This is a genomic window from Rahnella sp. BIGb0236 (assembly GCF_004364755.1).
Lineage (GTDB): Bacteria > Pseudomonadota > Gammaproteobacteria > Enterobacterales > Enterobacteriaceae > Rahnella > Rahnella victoriana.
This window is the reverse complement of record NZ_SOAO01000003.1, coordinates 264,407-291,346: the sequence shown is the minus strand read 5'-3', so window position 1 is coordinate 291,346 and position 26,940 is coordinate 264,407. Positions and strand designations below refer to the sequence as shown.

Below are 26,940 nucleotides of genomic sequence, written 5' to 3'. Positions count from 1 at the left end.
TTTTTTTACTGGGATTAATTCCGACATAAATGTCGAAATGTCAATTTAAGTGCCGATTTCGTCACCTTTGACGAAACAGCGAGGAGATTTCATGCGTCGCACTGCCTCCATGAATCAATATGTGATAGCCGACCCCAAACTGTGTATCGGCTGCAATACCTGTATGGCCAGTTGTTCACAGGAACACCAGTTGCACGGCTTACAGTCTGCCCCCCGTTTGCAGGTGATGCGTAACCGTCTGGATTCCGCACCGGTGATGTGCCACCAGTGCGAAGATGCCCCGTGCGCGCAGGTCTGTCCGGTCAATGCCATTACCCGTGAGAATGACGCGATTCAACTGAATGAAAGCCTGTGCGTCAGTTGCAAACTGTGCGGACTCGCCTGTCCGTTCGGCGCCATCACGTTTTCCGGCAGCACACCGCTGGATATTCCCCGCGACTGCAATACATCCAAAGCCCTGCCAGCCCCGCGCCCGCCCCGTGCGGTCAGCCCGTTCCTTGATTGCGTGCCCGGTCTTCGCGCGGTGGCGGTGAAATGCGATTTATGCAGCTTCAGCCCGGACGGCCCGGCATGCATCAAAACCTGCCCGACCCAGGCAATCCGGCTTATCACCGCCAGCCTGTCTGAATCCGCCAGTCAGCAAAAACGCCTGAATGCGATGAACGTATTTCCGGCCGGGCTGACATCCTTCACCACACCCGATACGGAGGCCAAATAATGACGGCACTGTTCGCGTTAGAACCGGCGTCATTACTGGCGCTGGCCCTGCTGGTCTGGTTACTCAGCGGCATTGCTGGCGGATTGCTGGCCGCCGCTGCCAGGATCAGCGGCCTGATTTCCGGCACCGGCGGTATGGTGGCTTCGGCGGCCGTCATCGTGGCTGCGGTACAGGTGCTGATCAGCGGGACGTCCGTCACGCTGACATTGCCGGTGGTGCCTTACACCGCAGAGCTAAGCCCGCTGAATGCGTTTCTGTTACTGGCGATGTCAGTGACCGCGTTGTTCAGCAGTCTCTACGCCTGCGCATGGCTGGCCCATGCCCGTCAGCGTCAGCGCGCCCGCACCGGTTTGCTCTGCAATCTGTTGCTGGCGGCACTGACCGCTGCGGCGATTTCCGCCACTGCGGTTGAACTGATCCTGATGATGGAAATGGCGGCGCTCTGCGCGTATTTCCTGATCGTCCAGACTGACGATGTGAAAAGCCGCCGCGCCGGACTGAATCAGTTTTTATCCGGCCGCCTCGGCACGCTGTGTCTGATCCTGGCGTTCGCCCTGCTGCATCACACCAGCGGCAGTGTGAGTTTCGACGTCCTGCGTCATACGGCCTTCACGCCGGGCATTAAATCGGTTTCCTTCCTGCTGGCGCTGGCCGGTTTCGGGCTGTACGCCGGGATTATCCCGCTGCATGCCTGGGTGCCGCAGTCGCACTCCAGCGCGCCAGCCCACGCCGCTGCGCTGTTCTCTTCCGCGCTGATGAAAATCGGCATTCTTGGCATCGTAAAAGTCGGTCTGGATCTGCTTGGCGCACCGCCACTCTGGTGGGGCCTGATGGTATTGCTGCTGGCGATCCTGACCGCGTTTATTGGCGGTTTGTACGCCCTGATGGAACACGATATCCGCCGCCTGCTGGCCTATCACACGCTGGAAAACGTCGGGATCATTCTGCTGGGTGTCGGCGGCGCGATGGCCGGTGTGGCACTGAATCTGCCGGTGCTGGCGTCCCTCGCCCTGCTGGCCGGATTATTCCACCTGTTCAACCACGGCCTGTTTAAAACCGCGCTGTTCCTTGGTGCCGGTGAAATCGAAATGCAGACCGGCATTAAAGATATGGAAAAACTCGGCGGGATCGCCCGTCTGATGCCGTGGACGGCATTCACCCTGCTGATTGCCCTGATGTCGATGGCCGCGCTGCCGCCGCTTAACGGTTTCGCCAGCGAATGGTTGCTGTATCAGTCGCTGTTCCAGCTGAGCGCCAGTCCGCTGTTTATCGCCCGCCTGCTCGGGCCGTTGCTGGCGGTCGGTCTGGCACTGACCGGGGCACTGGCGCTGATGTGTATCGCCAAAGTCTTTGGCGTCACCTTCCTTGGCTCACCGCGCAGTCAGGCGGCGGCGGAAGCCACTCCCGCGCCCCTTGCCATGACGCTCAGCGGCGTGCTGCTCGCCCTGCTGTGTGTGGGTTGCGGTGTCGCCTCGCCGTGGATTATTCCGCATTTTTCCGCCGTGGCCGCCTCGGTGCTGAACGCGCCTGTCTTGCAGGTCGCACAGCATGGCGTGGTGTTCTCCACCACGTCCGCCGTGTCTGCGCCGATGGTGGCGATCCTGCTGCTGGGTATGCCGTTGCTGCCGTGGATCATCGCCGCCGTGTTGCGCGGAAAACGTCTGCCGAACCGTTCGCGCGGTGATGCGTGGGCCTGCGGTTACGCGCATTCCGCTGACATGGTGGTGACCGCAACCGGCTTCGCGCAACCGCTGCGCGTGATGTTTGCCCCGCTTTACCGCCTGCGTCAGCGCGTCACGCCGTCTTCCATGGTCGGCGCGCTGCATCGGGGCTGGACGGGTGCCTTCTGCCGTCGTCTGGCATTCATCGAACTGGCCGTGTTGCTGGTCGTGGCTTTTGCCTGAGGAACTGACTATGAATTTTCCCTACCTGCTTGCCGGTTCACTGTGGCCGCTGGCGCTGATTCAGGCGGTGCTGTTGCTGGCGATCGCCCCGCTGTTTGCCGGTTTCAGTCGCGTGATGCGTGCACGGATGCACAACCGTCAGGGGCCGGGCGTATTACAGGAATACCGTGATATCGCCAAGCTGCTGACCCGCCAGAGTGTCGCCCCTGCCGCCGCCGGTGCGGCCTTTCGCAGCATGCCTTATCTGCTGACCGGCGGCTTGCTGGTGATCGCCACCGCCCTGCCGGTGGTCACGCTGGCGTCGCCGCTGGGTGCCGCAGGCGATCTGATCACCGTGATTTATCTGTTCGCGGTGGTGCGCTTTGTGTTTGCCATCGCCGGGCTGGATACCGGCAGCACCTTTACCGGCATCGGTGCCAGCCGTGAAGCGGTGCTCGGTGTATTAGTCGAGCCGATCCTGTTGCTCGGGCTGTGGATTGCCGCGCTGGTGGCAGGTTCCACTTCGCTCGGCGCGATTGCCGCCCGTGTGCTGCACTGGCCGTCCGCGTCTTCTTTAACCCTGATTCTGGCCGGTCTGGCCTGTGCGTTCGCCACCTATATCGAAATGGGCAAGCTGCCGTTTGATATGGCGGAAGCGGAGCAGGAATTGCAGGAAGGCCCGCTGACCGAATATTCCGGCGCGGCGCTGGGCGTGCTGAAAATCGGCATCAGCCTGAAACAACTGGTGGTGTTGCAACTGTTCCTCGGCCTGTTTTTCCCGTTCGGACTGGCAGAGCACATCACGCCGCTGACGCTGCTGACCGCCGTGGTGCTGTGTCTGGTGAAACTGCTGATCGCGGTATTTGTGGTCGCGCTGATCGAGAACAGCGTCGCCCGTTTGCGCTTTCTTAAAACCTCCCGCACGACATGGGCGGGGTTCGGGCTGGCGTTTCTGGCGCTGGTTTCCTGGCTGGTCGCAGGCTGACCTGACATTTTTCTTGTCCCGCTGCGGCGGGAAGAGGCTTTGTAATGAGTGAGTTGAATACCGCATTAAATCAAAACCCGGTCGGCAAACAGTATCTGGCCGCGCTGGCGGCGCAGTTTCCGTCGGCAATTTTAGGCAGCGAATGGCAGACCGACACCCAGGCGACGGTCACCATCAGGCTGAACTGGCTGCCGGAAGTGGTGGAATGGCTGTACTACCAGCAGGGCGGCTGGCTCTCCGTGTTGTTCGGAAACGACGAACGGACGCTGTGCGGCAATTACGCGCTGTATTACGTGCTGTCGATGGAAAAAGGCGTGAAATGCTGGATCACGGTGCGTGCCGAAGTGGATCCCGTTTCACTGGAATTTCCGTCCGTGACACCGCGCGTTCCGGCGGCGGTCTGGGGCGAACGCGAAGTGCGTGATATGTACGGTTTGCGCCCGGTCGGCTTGCCGGACGAACGCCGTCTGGTATTGCCGGATGACTGGCCGGACGATTTGTATCCGCTGCGCAAAGACGCGATGGATTATCGTCAGCGCCCGGCCCCGACCACTGACCAGGAAACCTATCCGTTTATTTCCGAGGCCAAAGAAGGCAGCAAAATTGTGCCGATTGGCCCGCTGCACGTCACATCTGACGAACCCGGGCACTTTCGTCTTTTCGTTGACGGCGAAGACATTATCGATGCCGATTACCGCCTGTTTTACGTGCACCGTGGCATGGAAAAACTGGCAGAAACCCGCATGGGCTATAACGAAGTGACGTTCCTGTCGGACCGCGTTTGCGGCATCTGCGGCTTTACGCACAGCGTGGCCTATACCTCGTCGGTCGAAAACGCGATGGGCATTGTGGTGCCGGAACGTGCCCAGATGATCCGCTCCATTTTGCTGGAAGTGGAACGCCTGCACAGCCACCTGCTGAATCTCGGGCTGGCCTGTCACTTTGTCGGCTTTGACTCCGGCTTTATGCAGTTTTTCCGCATCCGCGAGCAGTCCATGAAGATGGCGGAAATCCTGACCGGTGCGCGTAAAACCTACGGCATGAACCTGATCGGCGGCATCCGTCGCGACATTCTGAAAGACGACATGATCGCGACCATTGCGCTGGCGGGCAGCATGCGCCGTGATCTCAACGAACTGGTGGATATTCTGCTCAGCACGCCAAATACCGAACAGCGCAGCGTCGGCGTCGGCATTCTGGATCCGCAGGTGGCGCGCGATTTCAGCAACGTCGGCCCGATGGTGCGCGGCAGCGGTCACCGCCGCGATATGCGTCAGGATCACCCGTATGCCGGTTACGCCAAACTGCCGTTTGAGCTGTGCAGCGAAACCGGTAACGACGTCTATTCCCGCCTGAAAGTGCGCATCCACGAAGTGTTTAACGCCCTGAATATGATTGAGTTTGGTCTGCAAAGTCTGCCGGGCGGTCCGCTGGCGGTGGAAGGCTTCAACTATATTCCGCACCGTTTCGCCCTCGGCTTTGCCGAAGCGCCACGCGGTGACGACATTCACTGGAGCATGACCGGCGACAACCAGAAGCTGTTCCGCTGGCGTTGCCGCGCGGCGACCTACGCCAACTGGCCGACCCTGCGCTACATGCTGCGCGGCAATACGGTCTCCGATGCGCCGCTGATCATCGGCAGTCTCGATCCTTGTTACTCCTGCACCGACCGCATGACGGTCGTCGATGTGCGTAAGAAAACGTCCATCGTGGTGCCTTACAAAGAGATCGAACGTTACGGCATCGAACGCAAAAACTCGCCGCTTTAAGGAGCCGCTTCAATCATGCTGAAACTGATTAAAAAAGTGCTGAAAACCGGCACCGCAACCGTGGCGTATCCGTTTAAGCCGCTGGATCTGGCACCGAATTTTCGCGGCAAACCGCAGTACACCGCACAGCAATGCATTGCCTGCGGTGCCTGCGCCAATGCCTGCCCGTCCAACGCGCTGACCATGACCACGGCTGAAGACGGTCAAACGATCCGCTGGCAACTGTTTTTAGGGCGCTGCATTTTCTGCGCCCGCTGCGAGGAAGTGTGCCCGACGGCGGCCATTACACTGTCGCAGGAATTCGAACTGGCGGTGTGGCGCAAAGAAGACCTGTATGAAACGGCAGATTTCCCCGTCTGCCACTGCCGCGAATGTGGCAAACCTTATGCCGTGCAAAAGGAAATCGACTTCGCCCTCAGTCTGTTACAGGAAAGCGCCGCGCTGAGTGACCGGCAGATTGCCGACCGTCGCCAGCAATACGAAACCTGTCCGACGTGCAAAAAAATGCACGGTCTTTCTTCCAGCGACCGCATTGATATTGGCCGCCATATGACCACGGAGGTTCGCTGATGAGCCATAACCTGATTGCTCCGCGTGATGAAAATGGCCTGCCGGTGCCCGTCACGCTGGATGAAAGCATTGCGAGCCTGAAATCTACCCTGCTTCACAGCATCCGCCGCTCCGCCTATGTTTACCGCGTCGACTGCGGCGGCTGTAACGGCTGTGAAATTGAGATTTTCGCCGCCATTTCGCCGCTGTTCGACGCCGAACGTTTCGGCATTAAAGTGGTGCCGTCGCCGCGCCATGCGGACATTCTGCTGTTCACCGGTGCCGTGACCCGCGCCATGCGTATGCCGGCACTGCGCGCCTGGGATTCTGCACCGGATCCGAAAATCTGCATTTCCTACGGAGCCTGCGGCAACAGCGGCGGCATCTTCCACGACCTGTATTGCGTCTGGGGCGGCACCGACAAGATTGTGCCGGTGGATGTGTATATTCCGGGCTGTCCGCCGACACCGGCCGCCACCATTTACGGCTTCGCGATGGCGCTGGGTTTGCTGGATCAGAAAATCAAAGGCCAGCAACACGACCAGGCCGCTGGCGAACCGGCGGCGTTATTGCACCCTGAGCTGCCGCAGCCGTTGCGCGTATTGCTCGATCGTGAAGCGCGCCGCATGGCCGGTTACCGCTATGGCCGCCAGATTGCTGACACCTTTATGGATATGGTGGCCGCGCCCGGTTTACAGCCGGTGGAACAACGGGTGTCAGACTATCTGGCGGAGCAAGGCGATCTGCGGCTCAACGAGATTATCGGCAACCTGCAGCACATTTATCAGCAGGTGCTGCGTGGCGAGGTGCGCCTGTGATGACGTCCGTCAATGACCAGCGTTACGCGCGGCATCAGCCTTATTCAGGCCATCAGCCGGACAAAAACAAAGTGATTTTTTATTCACTGAGCAGCAAGTTTGTCGATGAAAAAAGCGCGCAGAAACGCAGTTCGCAAAAAGTGCAGGAAGTGGTGTATTACAGCCTGGCGATCGGCCATCACCTTGGGGTGATCGACTGCCTGCAATCCCGCCTCGAATGCCCGCTCGACGGCTATCTGCACTGGATTAACTGTCTGCCGGAAAACAGCGAAGCACACCGCAAACTGGCCGGTGTGCAGCGTTTCGGCGAGATCAACATCGACAGCAGCCACACCCATTTGCTGGCGCTGGCGCTGCGCGATGCCCGTCCGGACATGAGTGAAGAACAACGGGGCTGGAGCGACCAGCTTATCGCCCTGCTGACTCAGATTGAAAACGACCCCGCCATGTACCTGATGGTCAGGAGATACGATGCCTGATACCTCTTCCCGCTACGCCCTGTTATGCGTCGGCAACAGCATGATGGGCGATGACGGTGCCGGTCCGCGTCTGGCCGAACTCTGCGCTGAACAGCCGCTGCCCGGCTGGACGGTGGTGGACGGCGGTGCCGCACCTGAAAACGACATCGGCTTTTTGCGCGAGCAGCGCCCGCAGCATCTGGTGATTGTGGACGCCACCGACATGGGGCTGGCACCCGGTGAAATGCGCATCATCGACGAAAATGACATCGCCGACATGTTCATGATGACCACCCACAATCTGCCGCTGACCTTCCTTATTCAGCAACTGCGCGAGGATATCCCGCAGATCACCTTTGTCGGCATTCAGCCCGATGTCGTCGCGTTCTATTACCCGATGAGTGCCGCCGTGGAACAGGCCGTTAACCGCCTTCATCAGCGGTTACCGGCTCTGGAAACCGGCCTGGGGATCGCCCCTTTCAGCCCGTCGACATAACTGTCGATGCGGTGACGAAACAGACATGACGTCAGTAAAAAATGTCGTCATCGGCTCACCAGCCATCACTAACCACCTGAATTTAATGCTGAAAAATTAAAAACAGGAACTGGCACGCTTTATGTATAGCCAGTATCTGAAACCAATGACTTAGGGATTAAATCATCATGAACCGGTTCATCATTGCCGACCCCAAAAAATGCATCGGCTGCCGTACCTGTGAAATTGCCTGTGTGATGGCGCACAGCGATTCGCAGGATATCTCGCTGCTTAACGCCGCCACTTTCGCGCCACGTTTGCATGTGATCAAAGGCGTCAATCTCAGCACGCCGGTGATGTGCCGCCAGTGTGAAGATGCGCCCTGCGCCAATGTTTGCCCGAACGGCGCGATTGCCCGTACCGGCGATCACGTGCAGGTCATGCAGGAACGCTGCATCGGTTGCAAAACCTGCGTTGTTGCCTGTCCGTACGGTGCGATGGAAGTGGTGACAAAACCCATTTTCCGCCAGAACGGCGCGGCCATGACCGCCACCTCCGACAAAGCCGAAGCGCATAAATGCGATTTGTGCCATGCCCGCGCAGAAGGCCCGGCCTGTATGGAAATCTGCCCGACCAAGGCGCTGTATGCCATCGACCGTAACCAGTTACAGGAAATGAACGCAGAAAAACGCCGCCGCGCTGCGCTCGACAGCACCTCCCCGCTGCTGTTTTAACCCCGGATAGAGGAAGTAATACCATGAAAAAAGTCACCACTGTCTGCCCGTATTGCGGGGCCGGATGTAAATTGAATCTGGTTGTGGATAACGGAAAAATCATCCGCGCAGAAGCTGCGAACGGGGTGACCAATCAGGGCGAGTTATGCCTGAAAGGTTACTACGGCTGGGATTTTCTCAATGACACCAAACTGCTGACCCCGCGCCTGACGCAACCGATGATCCGCCGTCAGAAAGGCGGAAAATTCGAAGCGGTCAGCTGGGATGAAGCTATCCGCTACACCGCGCAGCGCCTGAAAGAGATCAAACAAAAACACGGCCCGCGCGCCATCATGACCACCGGTTCTTCCCGCGGTACCGGCAATGAAACCAACTACGTGATGCAGAAATTTGCCCGTGCGGTGATCGGCACCAACAACGTCGACTGCTGCGCCCGCGTGTGTCACGGCCCGTCGGTCGCCGGTTTACAGGCCACGCTCGGTAACGGCGCGATGAGTAATTCCATCGGCGATATCGAGAACTCAAAATGCCTGCTGGTGATCGGCTATAACTGCGCCGATTCCCATCCGATCGTCGCTCGTCGGGTGATCAAAGCCAAAGAAAAAGGCGCACAGATTATCGTCTGCGATCCGCGCCGCATCGAAACAGCGCGTATTGCCGATCAGCATCTGCAAATCAAAAACGGCTGCAACATGGCACTGGTGAATGCTTTCGCCCATGTGCTGATCGAAGAAAATCTGTATGACCACGACTATGTGGCGAAATACACCGAAGGCTTTGAGGAATACCGCAAAAATGTCGCGGATTACTCACCGGAAGCCGTGGCTGAGCAGACCGGCGTGTCCGCACAGCAAATCCGTCAGGCCATGCGCACTTACGCGGCGGCACCTTCCGCCACCATTATGTGGGGCATGGGCGTCACGCAGTTTGGTCAGGCGGTGGACGTGGTGAAAGGTCTGGCGGGTCTGGCATTGCTGACCGGTAACCTTGGCCGCGCCAACGTCGGCGTCGGCCCGGTGCGTGGTCAGAATAACGTGCAGGGTGCCTGCGACATGGGTGTGCTGCCGAATGAATTCCCGGGTTACCAGTCCGTCACCGATCCGAAAGTGCGGGCGAAATTCGCCGATGCCTGGGGCATTGATGTCAACCAGATGGACGACAAAATCGGTCACCGCATCACCGAGATCCCGCATCTGGCGATGGAAGGCAAGGTGAAAGCCTATTACATCATGGGCGAAGATCCGTTGCAGACCGAAGCGGATTTAGGGCTGGTACGCAAAGGTTTCGATGCGCTGGAATTCGTGGTGGTGCAGGACATCTTCATGACCAAAACCGCTGAACAGGCGGACGTGATTTTACCGGCAACATCATGGGGCGAGCACGGCGGCGTGTTCTCCTGCGCGGATCGCGGCTTCCAGCGTTTCGAGAAAGCCATCGAACCGAAATACAACGTCAAGCGCGACTGGGACATCATCAGCCTGCTGGCGACCGAGATGGGTTATCCGATGCATTACCGCGATAACCAGGAAATCTGGGACGAAATGCGCAACCTGTGCCCGCTGTTCTACGGTGCAACCTACGAAAAAATGGGCGAACTGGGACATGTGCAATGGCCCTGCACCACGCTGGAAAGTCCTGGGACACAATACCTGTACGCCGACAATCATTTCGATACCCCGACCGGCAAAGGCCAGTTGTTCGCCGCCCCGTGGCGCGCACCGGCGGAAGTGCCGGACGGCGATTATCCGCTGGTGCTGTGCACCGTGCGCGAAGTCGGTCACTACTCCTGCCGTTCGATGACCGGTAACTGCGCCGCCCTGCAAACACTGGCTGACGAACCGGGCTTTGTGCAGATGAATCCGGTGGATGCGCAGGCGCTGGGCATTCGCGATCAGCAACTGGTCTGGGTGGCATCGCGTCGCGGTAAGGTCATTTCCCGCGCCAACTATAACGAGCGTATTAACCTCGGTGCGGTGTACATGACCTATCAGTGGTGGATTGGTGCCTGTAATGAACTGACACAGGACAACCTCGATCCGATTTCCAAAACGCCGGAAACCAAATACTGCGCCGTGAAAGTCGAACAAATCGCCGATCAACGCTGGGCCGAAAACTATGCCCAGCAAAGCTACAGCGACATGAAAGCGCGCCTGCGCAGCGCCGTTGAAGATGTGATCCCGGTGGTTGAGATTTAGCTTTTAAGCGCCTCACCAAAGGGGTGGTTCTTAGCTCCTCCCCCTGCGAAGGGGGAGGCTGGGAGGGGGTTTAGCAGGCAACGCCAGATCCGGAGTTGCCATTAATACCCCACCCCAACCCTCCCCTTCGCAGGGGAGGGAGCAAAAACCAATCCCCCTTCGCTGGGGAGGCAGCAAACCCCCTCTTTTCGCTGACCTCTTCTTAAACGTTTTTAAAAGGTTTTTTATGTCTGGTTTACTCATCCGCATCAGCGGCAAAGTCCAGGGCGTCGGTTTCCGGCCTTTTGTCTGGCAACTGGCTGACCGGTTGCGGCTTCGCGGCGAAGTGTGCAACGACAGCGCGGGTGTGGAAATCAGGCTCCTTAAACCGGTAGACATTGAAGCCTTTATCGAACAGTTACAGCGCGATTGCCCGCCGCTGGCGCGCATCGACAGCATCCGTTTTACCCCTTTCGACTGGCGAGCGTCGCCTCAGCATTTCACCATCACTGACAGCCGTCACAGCCAGATGGACACCCAGGTGGCGCCCGATGCGGCAACCTGCCCCGAATGCCTGAAAGACATCACCCGTGCGGGTGACCGGCGCTTCGGCTATGCCTTTACGAACTGCACCCATTGCGGCCCGCGCTTTACGCTGATCCGCGCCATGCCGTATGACCGGCCGTCCACCAGCATGGCGGAATTCCCGCTGTGCCCGCAATGTCAGCAGGAATATCAGAATCCGGCCGACCGGCGTTTTCACGCGCAACCTGTCGCCTGCCCGCACTGCGGCCCCCGGCTCAGTGCGACATTCTGCGATGGCAAAACACAGGCGCAGGATGATGCCGCGCTGGCATGCGCCGTCGCCGCATTACGCGCGGGGAAAATCATCGCTGTCAAAGGGCTGGGCGGTTTTCATCTGGCCTGTGACGCCACGCAGCAGAACGCCGTGATGCGTCTGCGTGAACGCAAACAACGGCCGTCAAAACCGCTGGCGGTGATGCTGCCGGATACCGGCTGGCTGGCGCAATGCAGTGATGACAGCCCGCAGTTTGCGCTGCGGGAACTGCTGGCGTCCCCCGCTGCGCCGATTGTGCTGGTCAGCAAAAGCGCGATGTCACCGCTCTGTCCGTCCGTTGCGCCTGAGCTGGATGAAGTCGGGGTGATGCTGCCGTTTACCCCGCTGCATCATTTGCTGATGCAGGCGTGCGGGGTGCCGCTGGTGATGACCTCCGGGAATGCCGCCGGATGCGCCCCCGCGCTGACCAATGAAGCCGCGCTGACGCAGCTCAACGGTATCGCCGATCTGTGGCTTTTGCATAACCGCGATATCGTTCAGCGCGCCGATGATTCGCTGGTGCGCCTGACGCCTCAGGGCACCGAAGTGCTGCGCCGTGCGCGCGGTTACGTGCCCGATGCACTGCCCCTTCCCGCGGGTTTCGATAGTCAGCCGGCCCTTCTGGCGCTGGGGGGCGATCTCAAAAACACCTTCTGTCTGGTGCGGGGTGGGGAGGCCATTCTCAGCGCCCATTTTGGCTCTTTGACCCGCAGCGATATCGCCGGACAACAGCGGCAGGCGATTCACCATTTCCTGCAGCTTTATGACTGTACGCCGGTAGCGGTGGCGCGGGATGCGCATCCCGGTTATGTCAGTCATGAAGCGGCTGAACGCCCCCGCATACGGGTGGTGGATGTCCTTCATCATCATGCCCATATCGCCGCCTGTCTGGCCGAACACCGCTGGCCGCTGGATGGCAGCAAAGTGATCGGGCTGGCGCTGGACGGACTGGGTTATGGCATTACAGAGGATAAAACCGGCGCGCTGTGGGGCGGCGAATGTTTGCAGGTGGATTATCTTCATTGTGAACATTTGGGGGGATTGCCTGCCGTTGCGCTGCCGGGCGGTGATCGTGCCGCACGCGAGCCATGGCGAAATTTACTGGCGCAATGGCAGGCATTCGTGCCGGACTGGCAGTTGCGGCCTGAGGCACAGGTTCTGTTTTCACACCCGTGGCAGCCGTTGTCAAAAGCCATCGCCGCCGGAATCAATGCACCGCTGGCGTCCTCCTGCGGGCGTTTGTTTGATGCGGTTGCCGCCGCACTCGGCTGCGCCCCCGCGCACCTCAGCTGGGAAGGGGAAGCCGCCTGCCGTCTGGAGGCGCTGGCGCATCACGCGCAGGACATCTCCCATCCGGTGTCGCTGCCTTTGCGCCACACGCCTGCGGGCACCGTGCTGGATCTCGCCACCTTCTGGCAACAATGGCTTGGCTGGCAGGCCGCGCCCGCCGCACGGGCTTTTGCTTTTCATGATGCCCTTGCGCAGGGCTTTGCCGCCCTCGCCCGCTATCACGCGGTGAGAACCGGCACCCGCACCGTCGCACTGGGCGGCGGCGTGTTGCATAACCGTCTGCTGCGCCAGCTTTTACACCACTATTTAGCGCCCCTCCGCGTCCTGATGCCGCTGGCGGTTCCGGCCGGTGACGGCGGGCTGGCGCTGGGTCAGGCGGTGATTGCCTGCGCCCGTCTTCAGAGTTCCCCTTCCGTACTCCATTCAAATAATGCAGAAAAGGACCGTCATGATTAACCGCGAATTTTTCCATACTCACCGCCGCGCCTTCTGGCTGTTAACCGGACTGGTGGCTGTCAATTTACTGGCCTGGGGCTGGGCACTGGTGGTGTTCCGCCACAATGCTGCGCTGGTGGCGGCGGCGTTGCTGGCTTACGGTTACGGGCTGCGTCATGCCGTCGATGCGGATCATATTGCGGCCATTGATAACGTCACCCGTAAGCTGATGCAGCAGGGTCAGCGCCCGGTGGCTGTTGGGGCGTTTTTCTCCCTCGGACATTCGAGCATTGTGGTGCTGGCCTGCGTGGCTATCGCCGCCACTTCACTGGTGTTTGGCAATAAAATCGGCTGGCTGCATGAGTACGGCAGCACGATCGGCACCCTGGTCTCGGCGCTGTTTTTGCTGATGATGGCGTTACTGAATGCGCTGATCCTGCGCGACGTGTATCGCCGTTTTCAGAAAGTAAAACAAGGCCACACATTCAGCGACAAAGAAGAACAGCACGCAGTACAAGGCGGGGTGATGAGCCGGTTATTCAGCTTTGCCTTCAATATGGTCAATAAAAGCTGGCAAATGTATCTGGTGGGTTTTCTGTTCGGGCTGGGTTTTGATACCGCCACGGAAATCGGCCTGCTGGGGATTTCCGCTGCCGGTGCCTCTTCCGGCATGTCGGTGTGGAGCATTCTGGTGTTTCCGGCACTGTTTGCCAGCGGCATGGCACTGATCGATTCGCTGGATAATTTTGTTATGGTCGGCGCGTACGGCTGGGCGTTCGATAAACCGGTGCGCAAGCTCTATTACAATATGACCATTACGGCCACCAGTGTGGTGATCGCCCTGTTTATTGGCGGGCTGGAAGCACTCGGACTGATGGCGGATAAGCTGAATTTACAGGGCGGCCTGTGGGCGGTTGTCGGACGTCTGAATGAGAATATGGGCAGCGTCGGGTACGCCGCCGTGGCGATTTTCGTGGTGTTCTGGGCCTGCTCTGCGATCCATTATCGTCGCAAAGGCTATGACAATCTGGCGATGTAACGCGGCCTGCTGTCAGGCGTCGTTCGGCAGGGTGAGCTGTTTTTCCAGCCGCAGTTTGTCGCCATCGGTCACGGTGATCAGTATTTGTGTTTTTCCGCCGGGCTGGACGGCAAAACGCATCTGTCCCAGAGGCTGCGGCTGGTTGGCGGAAAGATTCATATTGTGGCTCTGGCGGCTGGTGCTGCTCCCCGCCGCGCCCTGCTGAGATACAGAAACCGCCACCTGACAGGCGCAGGCTTTAGTGAGACTGACCATCGGGGTAATCACATAAGTTTGCGCATCGTTGTGTGTATCGAACCAGAGCTGGTTAGACATCACGGCGGCAATCAGGAGTAAATGCATAACGTTTATGCTCCGGTTTGGTCGAAAAAAAACAGGGCGAGTGCCCTGTTCTGAGAAGCTTTTGCCATGACTCATGGCAGAAGCTAAACCTGTTTTTTGCTCCTCCCCCTGCGAAGGGGGAGGTCGGGAGGGGGTTTCGCAGGCAACATCAAATTCGACGTTGCGATTAATACCCCACCCCAACCCTCCCCTTCGCAGGGGAGGTAGCTGAATCAGTTTTGTGAAGCGTACGCGAGGTTGCCGGTACCAGACTGAACAATATTGGTCAGAGCACCGTTAGCCCCTTGCGAAGCCTGAGCATAGTTGCCAGAACCATTTTGGGAAACCAGCACTTTGCTGCCGTTTGCAGTTTGTGCAACGTTAGCATTGTTGAAGTCACCCTTCTGAGAAACGCTCACCAGACTGCCGTCGCCGGTCTGATTGGTGCTCGCGGTATTTCTGTACCCATCCTGACCGATGGAGGTCAGCGATTTTTGCGCGCCTGCCTGAGTGGCATTCGCCAGGTTTGATGTCCCCTGTTGGTAAATCTGAATTTCAGAATTCCACTGAGTCGCTGTGAATGTCGGCACTGTGGATACCGGAGGCGTCGGCGTATAATCGCCACCACCACCGTGACCTGCGAACGCACTGCCACTGACGACTAAAGCGGAGACTGCCACAATTTTCCAAAGTTTCATGATGCTACCCCATTGGTTTAATATCGGATGTCATAAGAACGTATGTTTATTAATGCTGTGTCACTCTAATCGCCATTCCTGACGAGTTTTGTACGACGCCGCTGGTCTGGTTCGTACCATTCTGGCGAATCTCGGTCACACTCCGGCCTTTTTGCAGAATGTAAGCGGTATTACCAAAATTTTGTTGCGTGATGGATGCATCCCCACCGCCGCGCTGCGATATATAAGCAAAGTTATCGCTGCCGCTTTGGGATATATCCGCGTTATTTCCATTACCTCGCTGATTGATCACCGCGGTATTTTCTGACCCTGACTGACGGATAACGCTGGAATTGCCATAACCCGTCTGATTATTCGCGGCCAGATTGCTGTTCCCGTTTTGATAAATCATTGATGAATTCCCTGATGAACTTCTCGCGCCAGCAAACACTTGCTCCGGATTACCCGTTCCTATCTCCGGATAAGCCATATCAAACTGCTGAGCGTGAACGACCCAGGAGACTGAAAGTAACGCCAGGGTCAATAAAGTCTTTTTCATTTCGTCACCCTGTATATCGCCGGTAACTGGTTATTGGCTCACCGGGTTATTGCTGTTGACGAATTGATTATGGAGTTTACGAAAAATAAGGAACTCACCCGCACGTCGTATTTTAATTTCCGGCTTCAGCAAAAAGTATGAGAAGCCTTTTATCATACATTGTGACCACCGGGTGACAGTAAAAGGTCAGCAGGGCTAATAGACCCCATGGCATTTATCCTAAAGTTAACGACGCGGCAGGCGTTAATAATCACACAAATGCAACTATTCTTAATTCCCTGTGAAATATAAATCAGGGGTAAAAGAGATCTCCCGCACATTTCCATCCCTTAACAGTGCCCTGAAACCGCCGTTCCCTGGTGTTATTACGCCTTTTAACCCTGCATAAAAGGGCCAGCGAGCATGCTCACCTAAGTGAAATCAATAATTAAACCGGTACTGATTTGCGTTATTAAAGGCGAAGCATGAAGCCGGCTGGTGTTTCATCAGAATTATTAAGCACCGGCATTGTTCAAATGTGCAGTTTTAACAAGGCTAAACGTTAAGATAGTGTAAAGCCGTTACTTAAGTTCTGTTTAAGAGGGGCGTATTGAGTTTTACTCAATACATAAGGAAAACTTTATACATTTTGAGTTACATTTTGAAACATAAATAAGCCTTGCGTAAGGGAAGCCAAAAGCTAAATTGAGTCTGTACCGCACATAAGCCACCTGAAAATATTATGTGCCTCATGCTGCGTTTATTTGCTATTTTCAGATATGCACAGCGAACATACAGCTATAGATTTAGCAAAATAAAATCACGGTCTATTTCCTGCCTTTTCTATTATCAGGCAATGGCAGACTGTGGCTATAAAAAATCAGGGCAGGGTTTCATTATGAGTAATGAAGCAGCAATCAATAATAATATTCTTTTATTAGTGACTAAACCATCATTACAGGCCAGCGCTTTATTGCAGCAATTAAAACAGCAACTTTGTGTCAATACCCGACTTCATAACATCCATAAATCACTGGAGGATCAATATCTTCATCAGACATTAATTCTCTTCGATATGATGGAAGCCGATCGCCGGACTATTGAGTTATGGCAATCCGCTATTACCCGTTATCACGACAGCGTGAAGTTATTATTATTAAACACCCCTGATAATTATCATTTTCGGGAAATAGAAACCTGGCCGGGGATCAGCGCGGTGTTTTATCTTTCCACCGATGAAGAACATCTGGTGGAAGGCATCCGCAGCGTGATCCGCGGTGAGTGCTATTTCTCACAGGGCTTCGCCAGCTACCTGATCAATCAGTCCGGTGCCTTCCGCCATCTGCATTCAGAAGATACCGGCCTGACCCATCGCGAAAAAGAGATCCTCAATAAGTTACGTGTGGGTGCCTCAAACACGGAAATCGCACGGTTGCTGTTTATCAGCGAGAACACCGTGAAGACGCATCTCTATAATTTATTTAGGAAAATCTCGGTTAAAAACCGCACCCAGGCGGCGTCCTGGGCTAATGACAATCTCAAGCGCTGACATCATGACGATATGCATCAAGGGCTTCTGGCTCTGGCTGGCGCTGCTGTGCGCCACCTGCCTGCATGTTCAGGCGGCGGATATAAGGGATCCCGGGTTAATCACCGACCGCACGGTGACGTCGGTAGGCCACGATTTTTACCGGGGTTTTACCGCTAAATGGGAAGAGAACTACCCGGAAACCATCACGATTTCAGAAAGACCCAGCGCCCGCTGGGGCAGTTGGATCACCATAAAAATAGGTCAGGACACCTTATATCAGACCCTGCTTTTTCCGAACCGTCGCAATTTTGATAAGGACGTCGATACCGCCATTGCCGGGGTCACCGAGGCGTTATCACGGCGGCAGTTAGACAAAGCGTTACTTGGTACCGGGGATCTTGCCCATGACGAATTTTAATGCACAGCCTCTTCTAAGGAGAGCATCGTGAATATTCCAGTCTCAGCTCCGCGTTCAGTCATGCTGCTGGCATTACTGACGGCGTCCCCGGTTTCCTGGGGCGGCAACATGGTTTACCAGTTCATCAACCCGAATTTCGGCGGCAACCCGAATAATGGCGCATTCCTGCTTAACGAGGCTCAGGCGCAGAACTCTTATAAAGATCCCGACGCCTATGATTTCGGCACGACCAGTACCTCCGCGCTGGATAATTTCACGGCGTCGATTCAGTCGCAGCTGCTGGGCAGTCTGATGGGCAACATCAATCAGGGGAAACCGGGACGGCTGGTGACACAGGACTTTATCGTGGATATCCAGAATACCGACGGGCAACTGGTGATGAACGTCACCGACCGCAAAACCGGCAAAGTTTCCACTATTCAGGTTCAGGGTTTGTCTGCCACGACCAACTGATTCCGACGACAAATAAAAAACAGGAACGACATTATGCGCAGCTATTTAGTTCTCATCGCAGTTTTTGTGTTGAGCGGGTGCCTCACAGCAGCACCGAAAGAAGCCGCAAGACCGACCTTATTACCCCGTGCGCCCAGCTATAGCGATCTGACCCATCTGCCTTCGCCGCAGGGCAGGATTTTTGTGTCGGTCTATAACATCCAGGATGAGACGGGCCAGTTTAAACCGTATCCGGCCAGTAACTTCTCGACGGCGGTGCCGCAAAGCGCCACGGCGATGCTGGTTTCCGCCCTGAAAGATTCGAAGTGGTTTATTCCGCTGGAACGTCAGGGGCTGCAAAACCTGCTGAACGAACGCAAAATCATCCGTGCTGCGCAGGAGAATGGCAGCGTGGCCATCAATAATCAGCGGCCGCTTTCTTCACTGGTGGCGGCAAATATCCTGATTGAAGGCTCGATCATTGGCTATGAAAGTAATGTGAAATCGGGCGGCGTGGGGGCGCGTTACTTCGGTATCGGTGCCAGTACGCAATACCAGTTGGACCAGATAGCCGTGAACCTGCGTGCTGTCGACGTCAATACCGGGGAAGTGCTGTCGTCTGTGAATACCAGCAAGACGATTTTGTCCTATGAAGTGCAGGCCGGGGTGTTCCGCTTTATCGACTACCAGCGTCTGCTGGAAGGCGAGCTGGGCTACACCACCAATGAGCCAGTGATGTTGTGTCTGATGTCGGCGATTGAATCCGGAGTGATTTATCTGGTGAATGATGGCATCGAACGTAACCTGTGGCAGTTGCAGAACCCGTCGGAGATCAACTCGCCGATCCTGCAACGCTACAAAAACAGTGTTGTCCCTGCCGAATCCTGATGAGAGGCAGTTGGCGAAGGGAAGTGGCGGGTTGACGCCGCTTCCCTTCTTTTTTCCGGCAACCTCAGGTTTTGTTTTCCTCCGTTTTCACCACCTGACGGTAATTGTTCACCCGCTTTTTATCCTCGAGATTAAAGTCAGGATCGAGATAAATGCTCACCCGCTTGATCAGCAGATCGTCAAAGACAAAGACGCTACAGAAATGATGGCTGCCGGCTTCCGATGTCGGCCAGCGGTCGCCGTTTTGCATCACGCCGCGCATCTGCCCTTCCAGTACAATGACATCTCCGTCACTCAGAAACTGAAATGCATCCTGAATGTGCTGGATTTTGTCGATTTCGAGCGCAAAACGTTTACCGAGTTCTCCTAATGAAGTCTTGCCCTGCGCGGTGCCAAATTTCGGAAAAAACAGCACCACATCTTCGGCAAAAAGATCCAGTAATGACGCGTCAGCCTGATCCAGTTTGGCGTAGAAATTCTTAACAATTTCAATGCGTTTTTCTTTCAGTTCGTGTTCTGCCATTTTCACCTCGACTTTCTCCATCTGATCACTAAGCCTAGTGACTGCCGCTGATTTTGCCAGTTATGGGAGACGCTCACATCACACGGACACCGCGCTGATGAAGAGTTTTCTGCACCGGAGGCCGGAACCCACTACACTGGCATGAGTTTTTAACAACATGTCCTCTTACATTTTTGGAGAGTCACGGATGTCTCAGTTCAACAGAGCGGGTCGCGCCATGCCGCACCTGCCCGTTCCCGCACGTTGGGTAATCTTTGCGATTTGCCTGCTCCAGGGGCTCCTGCTGCATTACTTCTTTTCCGATCTCGCGCCGGTGGGGTTCGCAAGTTTCTCCCACAATATTTACGGCCAGACTATGGCATTAACATTACCGGTGCTGATTTCGTTGTCTGTCACGCATCTCAATGACCGCCGGTTCTGGGGCGGAATGGCGCTTCTCACCCTGCTGCTGGCCGGGATGGCAGCCTGGGCGAAAAGCAATATCAGCGGGACGACGACCGATTCGGTGATGATGCCGTTTAACCTGTCGCTGGTGTTGCTGGTCTTTTTTGTGCTGCCGTGGCTACAGGTGCAGGCGTTCCCGGCGGAAAGCCGTTACCGTTACGCCAATCTTTCCGCCTGTTACAGCCAGAATACGCTGTGCGCCTTGCTGACACTTCTGATGATGCTGCTGGCCATCGGCGTGATGGCGTTGTGTGCCGCGCTGTTCCGGGTGATCGGCATTGAATATTTCCACGAGCTGTTTTTCGATACGCCGCTGTTTATGAATCTGGTGTACGGCGTGCTGCTGGGCATCAGTATCGTCACCTGCCGGACGCAACCGGCATTGATGAATACCACCCGCAATGTGATCCGTTTTATTCTCAAAGGTCTGCTGCCGCTGGTGGCATTTGTGGCGCTGATTTTCCTGTTCGCCCTGCCGTTCACCGGCCTGACGGTGTTGTCGCAAGCCTGGTCTGCGGCCAGTTTGCTGACCACCATGGCGCTGAGCATTTTGCTGCTGGTTAACGTGGTGCGCGAAACCGATCACGCTGAAAAGCCGTATCCGCGGGCGATCCGTCTGCTGGTCAATGCGGCAATTCTGCTGCTGCCGGTGTATGCCGCGCTGGCGCTGTATGCCACCGGCCTGCGCGTGTCGCAGTACGGCTGGACGCCACAACGTCTGTGGGCCGTGCTGGTTATCATCGTCACGCTGGTCGCCGCGCTTTGCTACAGCTTCTCGGTGATCGATAAGCGCCCCGACTGGCTGCCACGAATTACCCAGTTCAATAAGCCGTTGTCGCTGCTGGTGGTCATTCTGTTGATCGCGGCCAACAGCCCGCTGCTCGATCCGTACCGGATCAGTGTGAACAGTCAGATCGCGCGCCTCGACAGCGGCAAAACGCTGGCGAAGGATGTCGATCTGAAGATGCTGCGTTTTGACACCGGACGCCGTGGCAACGAGGCGCTGGTGAAACTGCAACAGCATCCGGCCTTTACCGGCGATCCCCGGCTGCTGGTGATACTGAAAAACATGATCAGCCAGACATCCCGCTGGGGGGCGTACAGCGATAAAGACTCTGCCGCACTGACCAAGAGTTATCGGGTGGAAGACGCCAAAAAGATGATAGTGCTGGCGAAAGGTGCCACGTCGCCGGATGACGGCTGGTGGAACACCCTGCCGCAGCTTGAGCAATACACCAACACGCTGCGCGACTGTCTCAGCCTGCACGGCGCGTGTATCGTCAATACGCTGGATCTTAACGGCGATAAACAGAAAGAAATTTTCTTATGTAATACGTTAGATAGCGCGTCGGCGAACTGCCGTATTTATGTCCGGCATGACGCAAAATGGGCGCAGGCGGGTGAACTTTATCTCTATGACGATAAGGAGAAACCGGCGCTGAACGCCGCCCTGCGCAATGGCGAGGTGAAGCCGGTGCCGCGCAAATGGGCGGATATCCAGATCAACGGCAAACGTCGCGTGATCCATTACAATCTCAGCGAAGAATAATCTCTCAACTTTCACCGGCAGGCGTTCTGCCGGTGAATTCCCGCCTTACTTTCCCGGCGTCATGCGCAATAAGGTGTCATCTTTACGCACGTAATGATGATAAATCGCCGCCAGCGCATGCAGGCCAATCAGGTAATACCCGCAGCTCGCCAGAAATTCATGGGCAGTTCTCACCGTACGGCGCACCGCCGGATCGGGGGTGACAAACTGCGGCACGTGCCAGCCGAACAGATACCAGTCCCGCCCGCCGAATTCCAGCGTCAGCACGCCCAGCACCGGCAATGACAAAAACAGCAGATACAACACGCCATGCACCGCGTGCGAGGCAGCAATCTGCCAGCGCGGCAGCGGCGGCGTGATAACCGGTGTGGTATGGCGGGTGCGCAGATACACCCGCACAAACATCAGCAGCCAGACGCAAATCCCGAAATTAAAATGCAGCAGACGCACCAGCGGCTGATTGTCTTCCGGAAAATAATCGCGGGTCAGCATCGCCGTGTAGGTCAGAATAATCATCAGCAGCGTCGCCCAGTGCAGGCTGATCTGGGACAGCGAATAACGGGTTTTCATGAGTGATGCCCTGGCCGGAGAATTGCGTGAAAAAACAGGAATATTGCCCTGAGTATAGGAAGGAAATGCGCAGACTTTGTGGATAAATGCGGCCGCGAAAGTAAAGAAGTTAAATTAATGTTATAAAAAAACCGGGCGTGTGCCCGGTCTGGTTGTCTGACGGCGTATTACGCGAGGCTGGCCGGATCCTGTTCCACCGGCGGTTCGCCTGCCGTTTTTTTCGGTGGCAGCAAGCCGTCGGCGCGGAACATCGCTTTAATGCCACGCACGGCCTGACGGATCCTGTCCTGGTTTTCGATCAGCGCGAAACGCACGTGCGTATCGCCGTAATCACCGAAACCAATGCCCGGCGACACACACACTTTGGCGTCGGCCAGCAGGCGTTTGGCAAATTCCAGCGAACCTAAATGCGCATAAGCTGGCGGAATTTTAGCCCAGACGTACATCGAAGCTTTCGGATTTTCCACCATCCAGCCCGCCTCATGCAGACCGCGCACCAGCACGTTGCGGCGCTGACGATATTGCTCGGCAATGTCTTTCACGCATTGCTGATCGCCTTCCAGCGCAGCAATCGCCGCCACCTGCAACGGCGTGAAGGTGCCGTAATCGTGATAACTTTTGATGCGCGCCAGCGCGCTGACCAGCTCCGGGTTACCGACCATAAAGCCGATACGCCAGCCCGCCATGTTGTAACTTTTCGACAGCGTGAAGAATTCCACCGCGATGTCTTTTGCGCCCGGCACCTGCATGATCGACGGCGCTTTCCAGCCGTCATACACAATATCGGCGTAGGCCAGATCGTGGATCACCAGCACGTTATATTGTTTGGCCAGTGCCACCACGCGCTCGAAGAAATCCAGTTCCACGCACTGCGCCGTCGGGTTGGACGGGAAGCCGAGGATCATCATTTTCGGACGCGGAATGGTTTCGCGAATGGCTTTTTCCAGCTCAGCAAAGAAATCCACCCCTTCGGCCAGCGGCACGGAACGCACCTGCGCACCGGCAATCACCGCGCCATAAATGTGGATCGGATAACTTGGGTTAGGCACCAGCACGGTATCGCCGTGGTCGAGGGTCGCCAGCATCAGGTGTGCCAGCCCTTCTTTCGAACCGATGGTGACGATAGCTTCGCTTTCAGGGTCGATATCCACCTGATAACGATCGGCATACCAGCGGGAAATCGCGCGACGCAGACGCGGAATACCGCGTGAGGTCGAGTAACCGTGAGTGTCTTCACGCTGCGCCACCTGCACCAGTTTTTCCACAATGTGTGGCGGTGTCGGGCCGTCAGGGTTACCCATGCTGAAATCGATAATGTCTTCGCCACGATGACGGGCGGCCATTTTCAGCTCAGCAGTAATGTTGAAAACATACGGGGGAAGACGATCAATACGTGAAAAACGACGGGGTGAACTGGAATCAGCCATAATTTCCTCTGGGATACGTAAGCGCCCGGACCGTCCGAGCGACGCTGGCCGCGGAACGGCCTTCAACGAACATAACGCAGGGGAAAAGCACTGTCGAGTGAGTGAGCACTCTTTTTTTTCTACGGACGCGGATCGGTCGCCAGCAGTCCGAGCAGCCAGTCGTTTTTCCACTCATCGCCAATGCGGTAGCTGTCCCGCAACCGGCCTTCCATCTGAAACCCGCACTTTTCCAGCACGCGGCGCGACGCCTCGTTGCCTTCCAGCACGTTAGCCTGCAAACGGTGAAAGCCGCAGTGGTCAAACGCAAAGTTCAGCACTTCTCGCAGGGATTCCACCGCATAGCCTTTGCGCTGATGCTCCGGTGCCAGAATGAAGCCGACTTCGCCCTGCTTATACGGCCGCCAGTCCGGGAAAAAGCCGGTCAGCCCCACCGCCGCGCCGGTCTCTTTTTCGCGGATCAGCAAACACAGCCAGAAATCACTGTAGCGATCCCAGTTACCGAGACGCTGTTCAAACCGGCTGTGAACCTGCGCGTGCGTTTCAATATCGCCGATAAAGCGCATAACGTCCGGAGTCTGGTACAGCCGCAAGAAAAACGCCCAGTCGTCAGCCTGGAGGGGCTGCATGATCAGCCGCGGCGTGGATAACGAAATCATGTCGGAATGTGCTCCTGTGTGTGCCGATGGTGAAAGTCTGACCTTTTACATATAATAACCGCTGAATCCATTTGGCATGCTTATCTTTCAAGCGTGCAAAGAGTTAAATCTGCCATGCCTCACATGTTCGACATGCTGCTGGCGGTCTTTGACCGTGCGGCGCTGATGCTCATCTGTCTGTTTTTCCTCACGCGGACCCCGCTGTTCCGTAAACTGCTGCACAAAGAAAATGAGACGCACACGCCGCTGGAACTGACGGCGGTCACCGCCATTTTCTCGCTGTTCGCCATTTTCGGTACGCTGTCCGGGATCAACGTCGAAGGGTCGCTGATTAACGTGCGCACCATCGCCATCATGTCCGGCGGCATCCTGTTCGGGCCGTGGGTCGGCATCATTACCGGCGTGATTTCAGGCACCCACCGTTTCCTGATCGACATTCACGGGCCGACCTCCATCCCCTGTCTGATCACCAGTATTACCGCAGGTTTCCTCTCCGGCTACATCAATAAAAAAGTCAAAAAAACGCTGCACTGGAAAGTCGGCATTATCGCCGGGATGTTGTGTGAAACGCTGACCATGATCCTGATTTTGCTGATGGCGCGGCCGTTTTCGCTCGGGCTGGATATCGTGATGAATATCGCCGCCCCATTGATCCTGGGGGCGAGTTCCATCGGTCTGATCGTGCTGCTGGTACAAAGTGTCGAGGATGAAAAAGAGGTGATCGCCGCCCGGCAGGCACGGCTGGCACTGGATATCGCCAATAAAACGCTGCCCTATTTCCGTAATATCGAGGGCCGTAATATTAACGCCGACTCTCTGGCCAGCATTTGCCGGATTATCCGCGAAGATATCGACGCCGATGCGGTGGCCATTACCGACACCAAAAACATTCTGGCGTACGTCGGTGTGGGCGCGGAAGAATACAATATCGGCCATGAAACCCTCAGCGACATCACCAAAGCCACGCTGGAAAGCGGCCAGATCACCGTCAAAAACAATGACGAAATGCACCGCACGCCGCAGATCCACTCGCTGATCATCATCCCGCTGTGGGAAAAAGGCGAAGTGACCGGCTCGCTGAAAATTTATTATTGCGACCCGCACCGCATCACCTATTCGCTGAAAGTGATGGCGATCGGGCTGTCGCAGATTATGTCGACGCAGATGGAAGTGTCGCGCACTGAACAGTTGCGCGAGATGGCTAACAAAGCCGAGATGCGGGCATTGCAGAGCAAGATAAACCCGCATTTTCTGTTTAACGCGCTGAATGCCATTTCATCGTCTATCCGCGTACGTCCTGACGTGGCGCGCCAGCTGATCATCAACCTTTCCCGTTATCTGCGTTATAACCTGGAACTGAATGACGAGCTGATTGATCTGCGCAAAGAGCTGCATCAGGTACAGGATTATATCGCCATCGAACAGGCGCGGTTTGGCAGCAAACTGACGGTGATTTATGACATTGATGATGATATTTCGGTGAAAATCCCCAGCCTGCTGATCCAGCCGCTGGTGGAAAACGCCATCGTGCACGGCATCCAGAAATGCAGCGGCAAAGGCGTGGTGGTGATTTCGGTGAAACATCAGGCCGAAGGCATTAAGGTTTCCGTGAAAGACACCGGCCACGGCATTAATCAGGAAACCATTGACCGCGTGGCGCGCAATGAAATGCCGGGCAATAAAATCGGCCTGCTGAATGTGCACCACCGTGTCTCGCTGTTGTACGGCCAGGGTCTGACGATCCGCCGTCTGGAGCCGGGCACCGATATTTCGTTTGTGATTACCCATGCGCCTGCGAAGGTCACACAAGCCCCTGAGAGCAAAATCGCCTGACCCGCAGAACGCCTTTTGATTTACCCGCCCGCCTTTCGGGCCATCGCACCAGGGAGATAATTCAGTGAAAGCAATTATCGTCGAAGATGAAGTACCGGCTCAGGAAGAGCTGAGTTATCTGATCAATACGCACAGCAGCATCACCATCGACGCTGTCTTTGATGACGGGCTGGACGTGCTCAAATACCTGCAATCGCATGAAGTGGACGCGATTTTTCTCGATATCAGCATCCCTTCCCTTGATGGCGTCTTACTGGCGCAGAACATCAGTAAGTTCGCGCATAAGCCGTATATCGTGTTCATCACGGCATATAAGGAACACGCCGCCGAAGCCTTTGAAATCGAGGCGTTTGATTACATCCTCAAGCCTTATCACGAGTCACGTATCGTCACCATGCTGCAAAAGCTGGAGATGCATTTTCGCCGCGATAAAGAGCTGACGGTAAAGGAGCCGGGCGATAAACAGGAAGGCATCACGCCCGTCGCGGGCAATACGCCGCGCGTCAGTCACAGCATCAATCTGATCAAAGATGAGCGGATAATCGTCACCGACATTAACGATATTTATTACGCCGCCGCGCAGGAAAAAGTCACGCAGGTCTACACCCGCAAAGAAGAATTCACCATGCCAATGAACATCACCGAATTATGCAACCGCCTGCCGGAAGAGCATTTTTTTCGCTGTCACCGGTCATATTGCGTGAATCTGTCGAAAATCCGCGAGATCGTTCCGTGGTTTAATAACACCTATATTTTGCGCTTAAGTGATCTGGATTTTGAAGTGCCGGTGAGCAGGAGCAAAGTGAAGGAGTTCAGACAGTTAATGCGGTTTTGATGGGGGGCTGACGGGTTTTGAGGCGGAAGGCGTTATCTTTTGGCGTCCGACTCTGAATTATTACAAAAATGTCATTAACCCGTCATCCTCAGGTTAGCCAGTAATAAGTAGACTTTGTTTCGTCAGGACAGAG

General features: G+C 56.1%; 26 protein-coding genes. 19 read left to right on the top strand and 7 right to left on the bottom strand.

Annotated features, from left to right (window positions below; all coding sequences use genetic code 11):
- Positions 1-109: 109 nt before the first annotated feature.
- From EDF78_RS08230 to EDF78_RS08175, 12 genes are all read left to right on the top strand, one after another.
- Positions 110-718 carry a 4Fe-4S dicluster domain-containing protein gene (locus tag EDF78_RS08230; protein WP_095925186.1) on the top strand — a complete coding sequence of 203 codons (609 nt, stop codon included), beginning with the start codon at positions 110-112 and terminating at the stop codon, positions 716-718.
- A complete protein-coding gene (locus EDF78_RS08225) occupies positions 718-2,622 on the top strand; it encodes a proton-conducting transporter membrane subunit (protein WP_133822883.1) in 1,905 nt (634 codons plus the stop codon). Before EDF78_RS08230 ends, EDF78_RS08225 begins: the two co-directional genes overlap by 1 nt.
- A 10-nt stretch (positions 2,623-2,632) precedes the next feature.
- The gene (locus EDF78_RS08220) at positions 2,633-3,586 is read left to right on the top strand and encodes a respiratory chain complex I subunit 1 family protein (protein WP_095922930.1); all 954 of its coding nucleotides are present in this window, start codon (positions 2,633-2,635) and stop codon (positions 3,584-3,586) included.
- Between the two features lie 44 nt (positions 3,587-3,630).
- Entirely contained in the window at positions 3,631-5,355 is a 1,725-nt protein-coding gene (locus tag EDF78_RS08215; protein ID WP_133822882.1) for a hydrogenase large subunit, read from the top strand.
- Between the two features lie 15 nt (positions 5,356-5,370).
- Positions 5,371-5,925, top strand: a complete 555-nt coding sequence (locus EDF78_RS08210) for a formate hydrogenlyase complex iron-sulfur subunit (protein WP_133822881.1) — start codon at positions 5,371-5,373, stop codon at positions 5,923-5,925.
- Entirely contained in the window at positions 5,925-6,722 is a 798-nt protein-coding gene (locus EDF78_RS08205; protein ID WP_095922933.1) for an NADH-quinone oxidoreductase subunit B family protein, read from the top strand. The genes EDF78_RS08210 and EDF78_RS08205 overlap by 1 nt, the downstream gene beginning before the upstream one ends.
- Positions 6,722-7,201, top strand: coding sequence for a formate hydrogenlyase maturation HycH family protein (locus tag EDF78_RS08200; protein WP_015689508.1), 480 nt, complete (start codon positions 6,722-6,724; stop codon positions 7,199-7,201). The genes EDF78_RS08205 and EDF78_RS08200 overlap by 1 nt, the downstream gene beginning before the upstream one ends.
- A complete protein-coding gene (gene hycI, locus EDF78_RS08195) occupies positions 7,194-7,676 on the top strand; it encodes a hydrogenase maturation peptidase HycI (protein WP_133822880.1) in 483 nt (160 codons plus the stop codon). Before EDF78_RS08200 ends, hycI begins: the two co-directional genes overlap by 8 nt.
- Before the next feature lie 167 nt (positions 7,677-7,843).
- Positions 7,844-8,389, top strand: a complete 546-nt coding sequence (gene hydN / locus EDF78_RS08190; protein WP_095922935.1) for an electron transport protein HydN — start codon at positions 7,844-7,846, stop codon at positions 8,387-8,389.
- Between the two features lie 23 nt (positions 8,390-8,412).
- On the top strand, positions 8,413-10,584 hold the full coding sequence (gene fdhF / locus EDF78_RS08185; protein WP_133822879.1) for a formate dehydrogenase subunit alpha: 2,172 nt from the start codon (positions 8,413-8,415) through the stop codon (positions 10,582-10,584).
- Between the two features lie 226 nt (positions 10,585-10,810).
- Positions 10,811-13,147, top strand: coding sequence for a carbamoyltransferase HypF (gene hypF, locus EDF78_RS08180; RefSeq protein WP_133822878.1), 2,337 nt, complete (start codon positions 10,811-10,813; stop codon positions 13,145-13,147).
- The gene (locus EDF78_RS08175; protein ID WP_119822626.1) at positions 13,140-14,165 is read left to right on the top strand and encodes a HoxN/HupN/NixA family nickel/cobalt transporter; all 1,026 of its coding nucleotides are present in this window, start codon (positions 13,140-13,142) and stop codon (positions 14,163-14,165) included. The genes hypF and EDF78_RS08175 overlap by 8 nt, the downstream gene beginning before the upstream one ends.
- Positions 14,166-14,177: 12 nt before the next feature.
- On the opposite strand, the gene csgC is transcribed toward EDF78_RS08175, so the two are convergent.
- The 3 genes from csgC to EDF78_RS08160 form a co-directional block, all read right to left on the bottom strand.
- On the bottom strand, positions 14,178-14,507 hold the full coding sequence (gene csgC, locus EDF78_RS08170; protein WP_131694051.1) for a curli assembly chaperone CsgC: 330 nt from the start codon (positions 14,505-14,507) through the stop codon (positions 14,178-14,180).
- A gap of 212 nt (positions 14,508-14,719) precedes the next feature.
- A complete protein-coding gene (csgA, locus tag EDF78_RS08165; RefSeq protein ID WP_133822877.1) occupies positions 14,720-15,184 on the bottom strand; it encodes a curli major subunit CsgA in 465 nt (154 codons plus the stop codon).
- 49 nt (positions 15,185-15,233) lie between these two features.
- Entirely contained in the window at positions 15,234-15,722 is a 489-nt protein-coding gene (locus EDF78_RS08160) for a curlin (protein WP_095922941.1), read from the bottom strand.
- An 877-nt stretch (positions 15,723-16,599) separates the two neighbouring features.
- Between EDF78_RS08160 and csgD the strand changes: the two genes are divergently transcribed.
- The 4 genes from csgD to csgG are packed head-to-tail and all read left to right on the top strand — an operon-like array spanning position 16,600 to position 18,970.
- Positions 16,600-17,250: a biofilm master transcriptional regulator CsgD gene (gene csgD, locus EDF78_RS08155; RefSeq protein ID WP_095925187.1), complete on the top strand. Its 651-nt coding sequence runs from the start codon at positions 16,600-16,602 to the stop codon at positions 17,248-17,250.
- Positions 17,231-17,650 (top strand): curli production assembly/transport protein CsgE, encoded by a 420-nt coding sequence (gene csgE, locus EDF78_RS08150; protein ID WP_195817427.1) that lies wholly within the window; start codon positions 17,231-17,233, stop codon positions 17,648-17,650. The genes csgD and csgE overlap by 20 nt, the downstream gene beginning before the upstream one ends.
- 60 nt (positions 17,651-17,710) lie before the next feature.
- Complete coding sequence (gene csgF / locus EDF78_RS08145; protein WP_095925188.1) at positions 17,711-18,103, top strand: curli production assembly/transport protein CsgF; 393 nt, start codon at positions 17,711-17,713, stop codon at positions 18,101-18,103.
- Between the two features lie 33 nt (positions 18,104-18,136).
- Positions 18,137-18,970 carry a curli production assembly/transport protein CsgG gene (csgG, locus tag EDF78_RS08140; RefSeq protein ID WP_095922942.1) on the top strand — a complete coding sequence of 278 codons (834 nt, stop codon included), beginning with the start codon at positions 18,137-18,139 and terminating at the stop codon, positions 18,968-18,970.
- A 64-nt stretch (positions 18,971-19,034) separates the two neighbouring features.
- Here the strand turns inward: csgG and EDF78_RS08135 are convergent, their stop codons facing one another.
- Positions 19,035-19,493: a nuclear transport factor 2 family protein gene (locus tag EDF78_RS08135; protein ID WP_095925191.1), complete on the bottom strand. Its 459-nt coding sequence runs from the start codon at positions 19,491-19,493 to the stop codon at positions 19,035-19,037.
- A gap of 187 nt (positions 19,494-19,680) precedes the next feature.
- Between EDF78_RS08135 and EDF78_RS08130 the strand changes: the two genes are divergently transcribed.
- On the top strand, positions 19,681-21,486 hold the full coding sequence (locus tag EDF78_RS08130) for a DUF4153 domain-containing protein (protein WP_133822876.1): 1,806 nt from the start codon (positions 19,681-19,683) through the stop codon (positions 21,484-21,486).
- A gap of 45 nt (positions 21,487-21,531) precedes the next feature.
- On the opposite strand, the gene EDF78_RS08125 is transcribed toward EDF78_RS08130, so the two are convergent.
- The 3 genes from EDF78_RS08125 to EDF78_RS08115 all read right to left on the bottom strand — a co-directional run bounded on the left by EDF78_RS08125 (position 21,532) and on the right by EDF78_RS08115 (position 24,139).
- Entirely contained in the window at positions 21,532-22,056 is a 525-nt protein-coding gene (locus EDF78_RS08125; protein WP_095922946.1) for a cytochrome b, read from the bottom strand.
- Between the two features lie 167 nt (positions 22,057-22,223).
- Complete coding sequence (gene alaC, locus EDF78_RS08120) at positions 22,224-23,483, bottom strand: alanine transaminase (RefSeq protein ID WP_119822630.1); 1,260 nt, start codon at positions 23,481-23,483, stop codon at positions 22,224-22,226.
- A 119-nt stretch (positions 23,484-23,602) separates the two neighbouring features.
- A complete protein-coding gene (locus EDF78_RS08115; protein WP_119822631.1) occupies positions 23,603-24,139 on the bottom strand; it encodes a GNAT family N-acetyltransferase in 537 nt (178 codons plus the stop codon).
- Positions 24,140-24,253: 114 nt separating this feature from the next.
- Here EDF78_RS08115 and EDF78_RS08110 point away from each other — a divergent pair, with 114 nt between their 5' ends.
- Both EDF78_RS08110 and EDF78_RS08105 read left to right on the top strand, forming a co-directional pair.
- The gene (locus EDF78_RS08110) at positions 24,254-25,972 is read left to right on the top strand and encodes a sensor histidine kinase (protein WP_119822632.1); all 1,719 of its coding nucleotides are present in this window, start codon (positions 24,254-24,256) and stop codon (positions 25,970-25,972) included.
- 64 nt (positions 25,973-26,036) lie between these two features.
- Positions 26,037-26,807, top strand: a complete 771-nt coding sequence (locus EDF78_RS08105) for a LytTR family DNA-binding domain-containing protein (protein WP_133822875.1) — start codon at positions 26,037-26,039, stop codon at positions 26,805-26,807.
- Positions 26,808-26,940 lie beyond the last annotated feature (133 nt).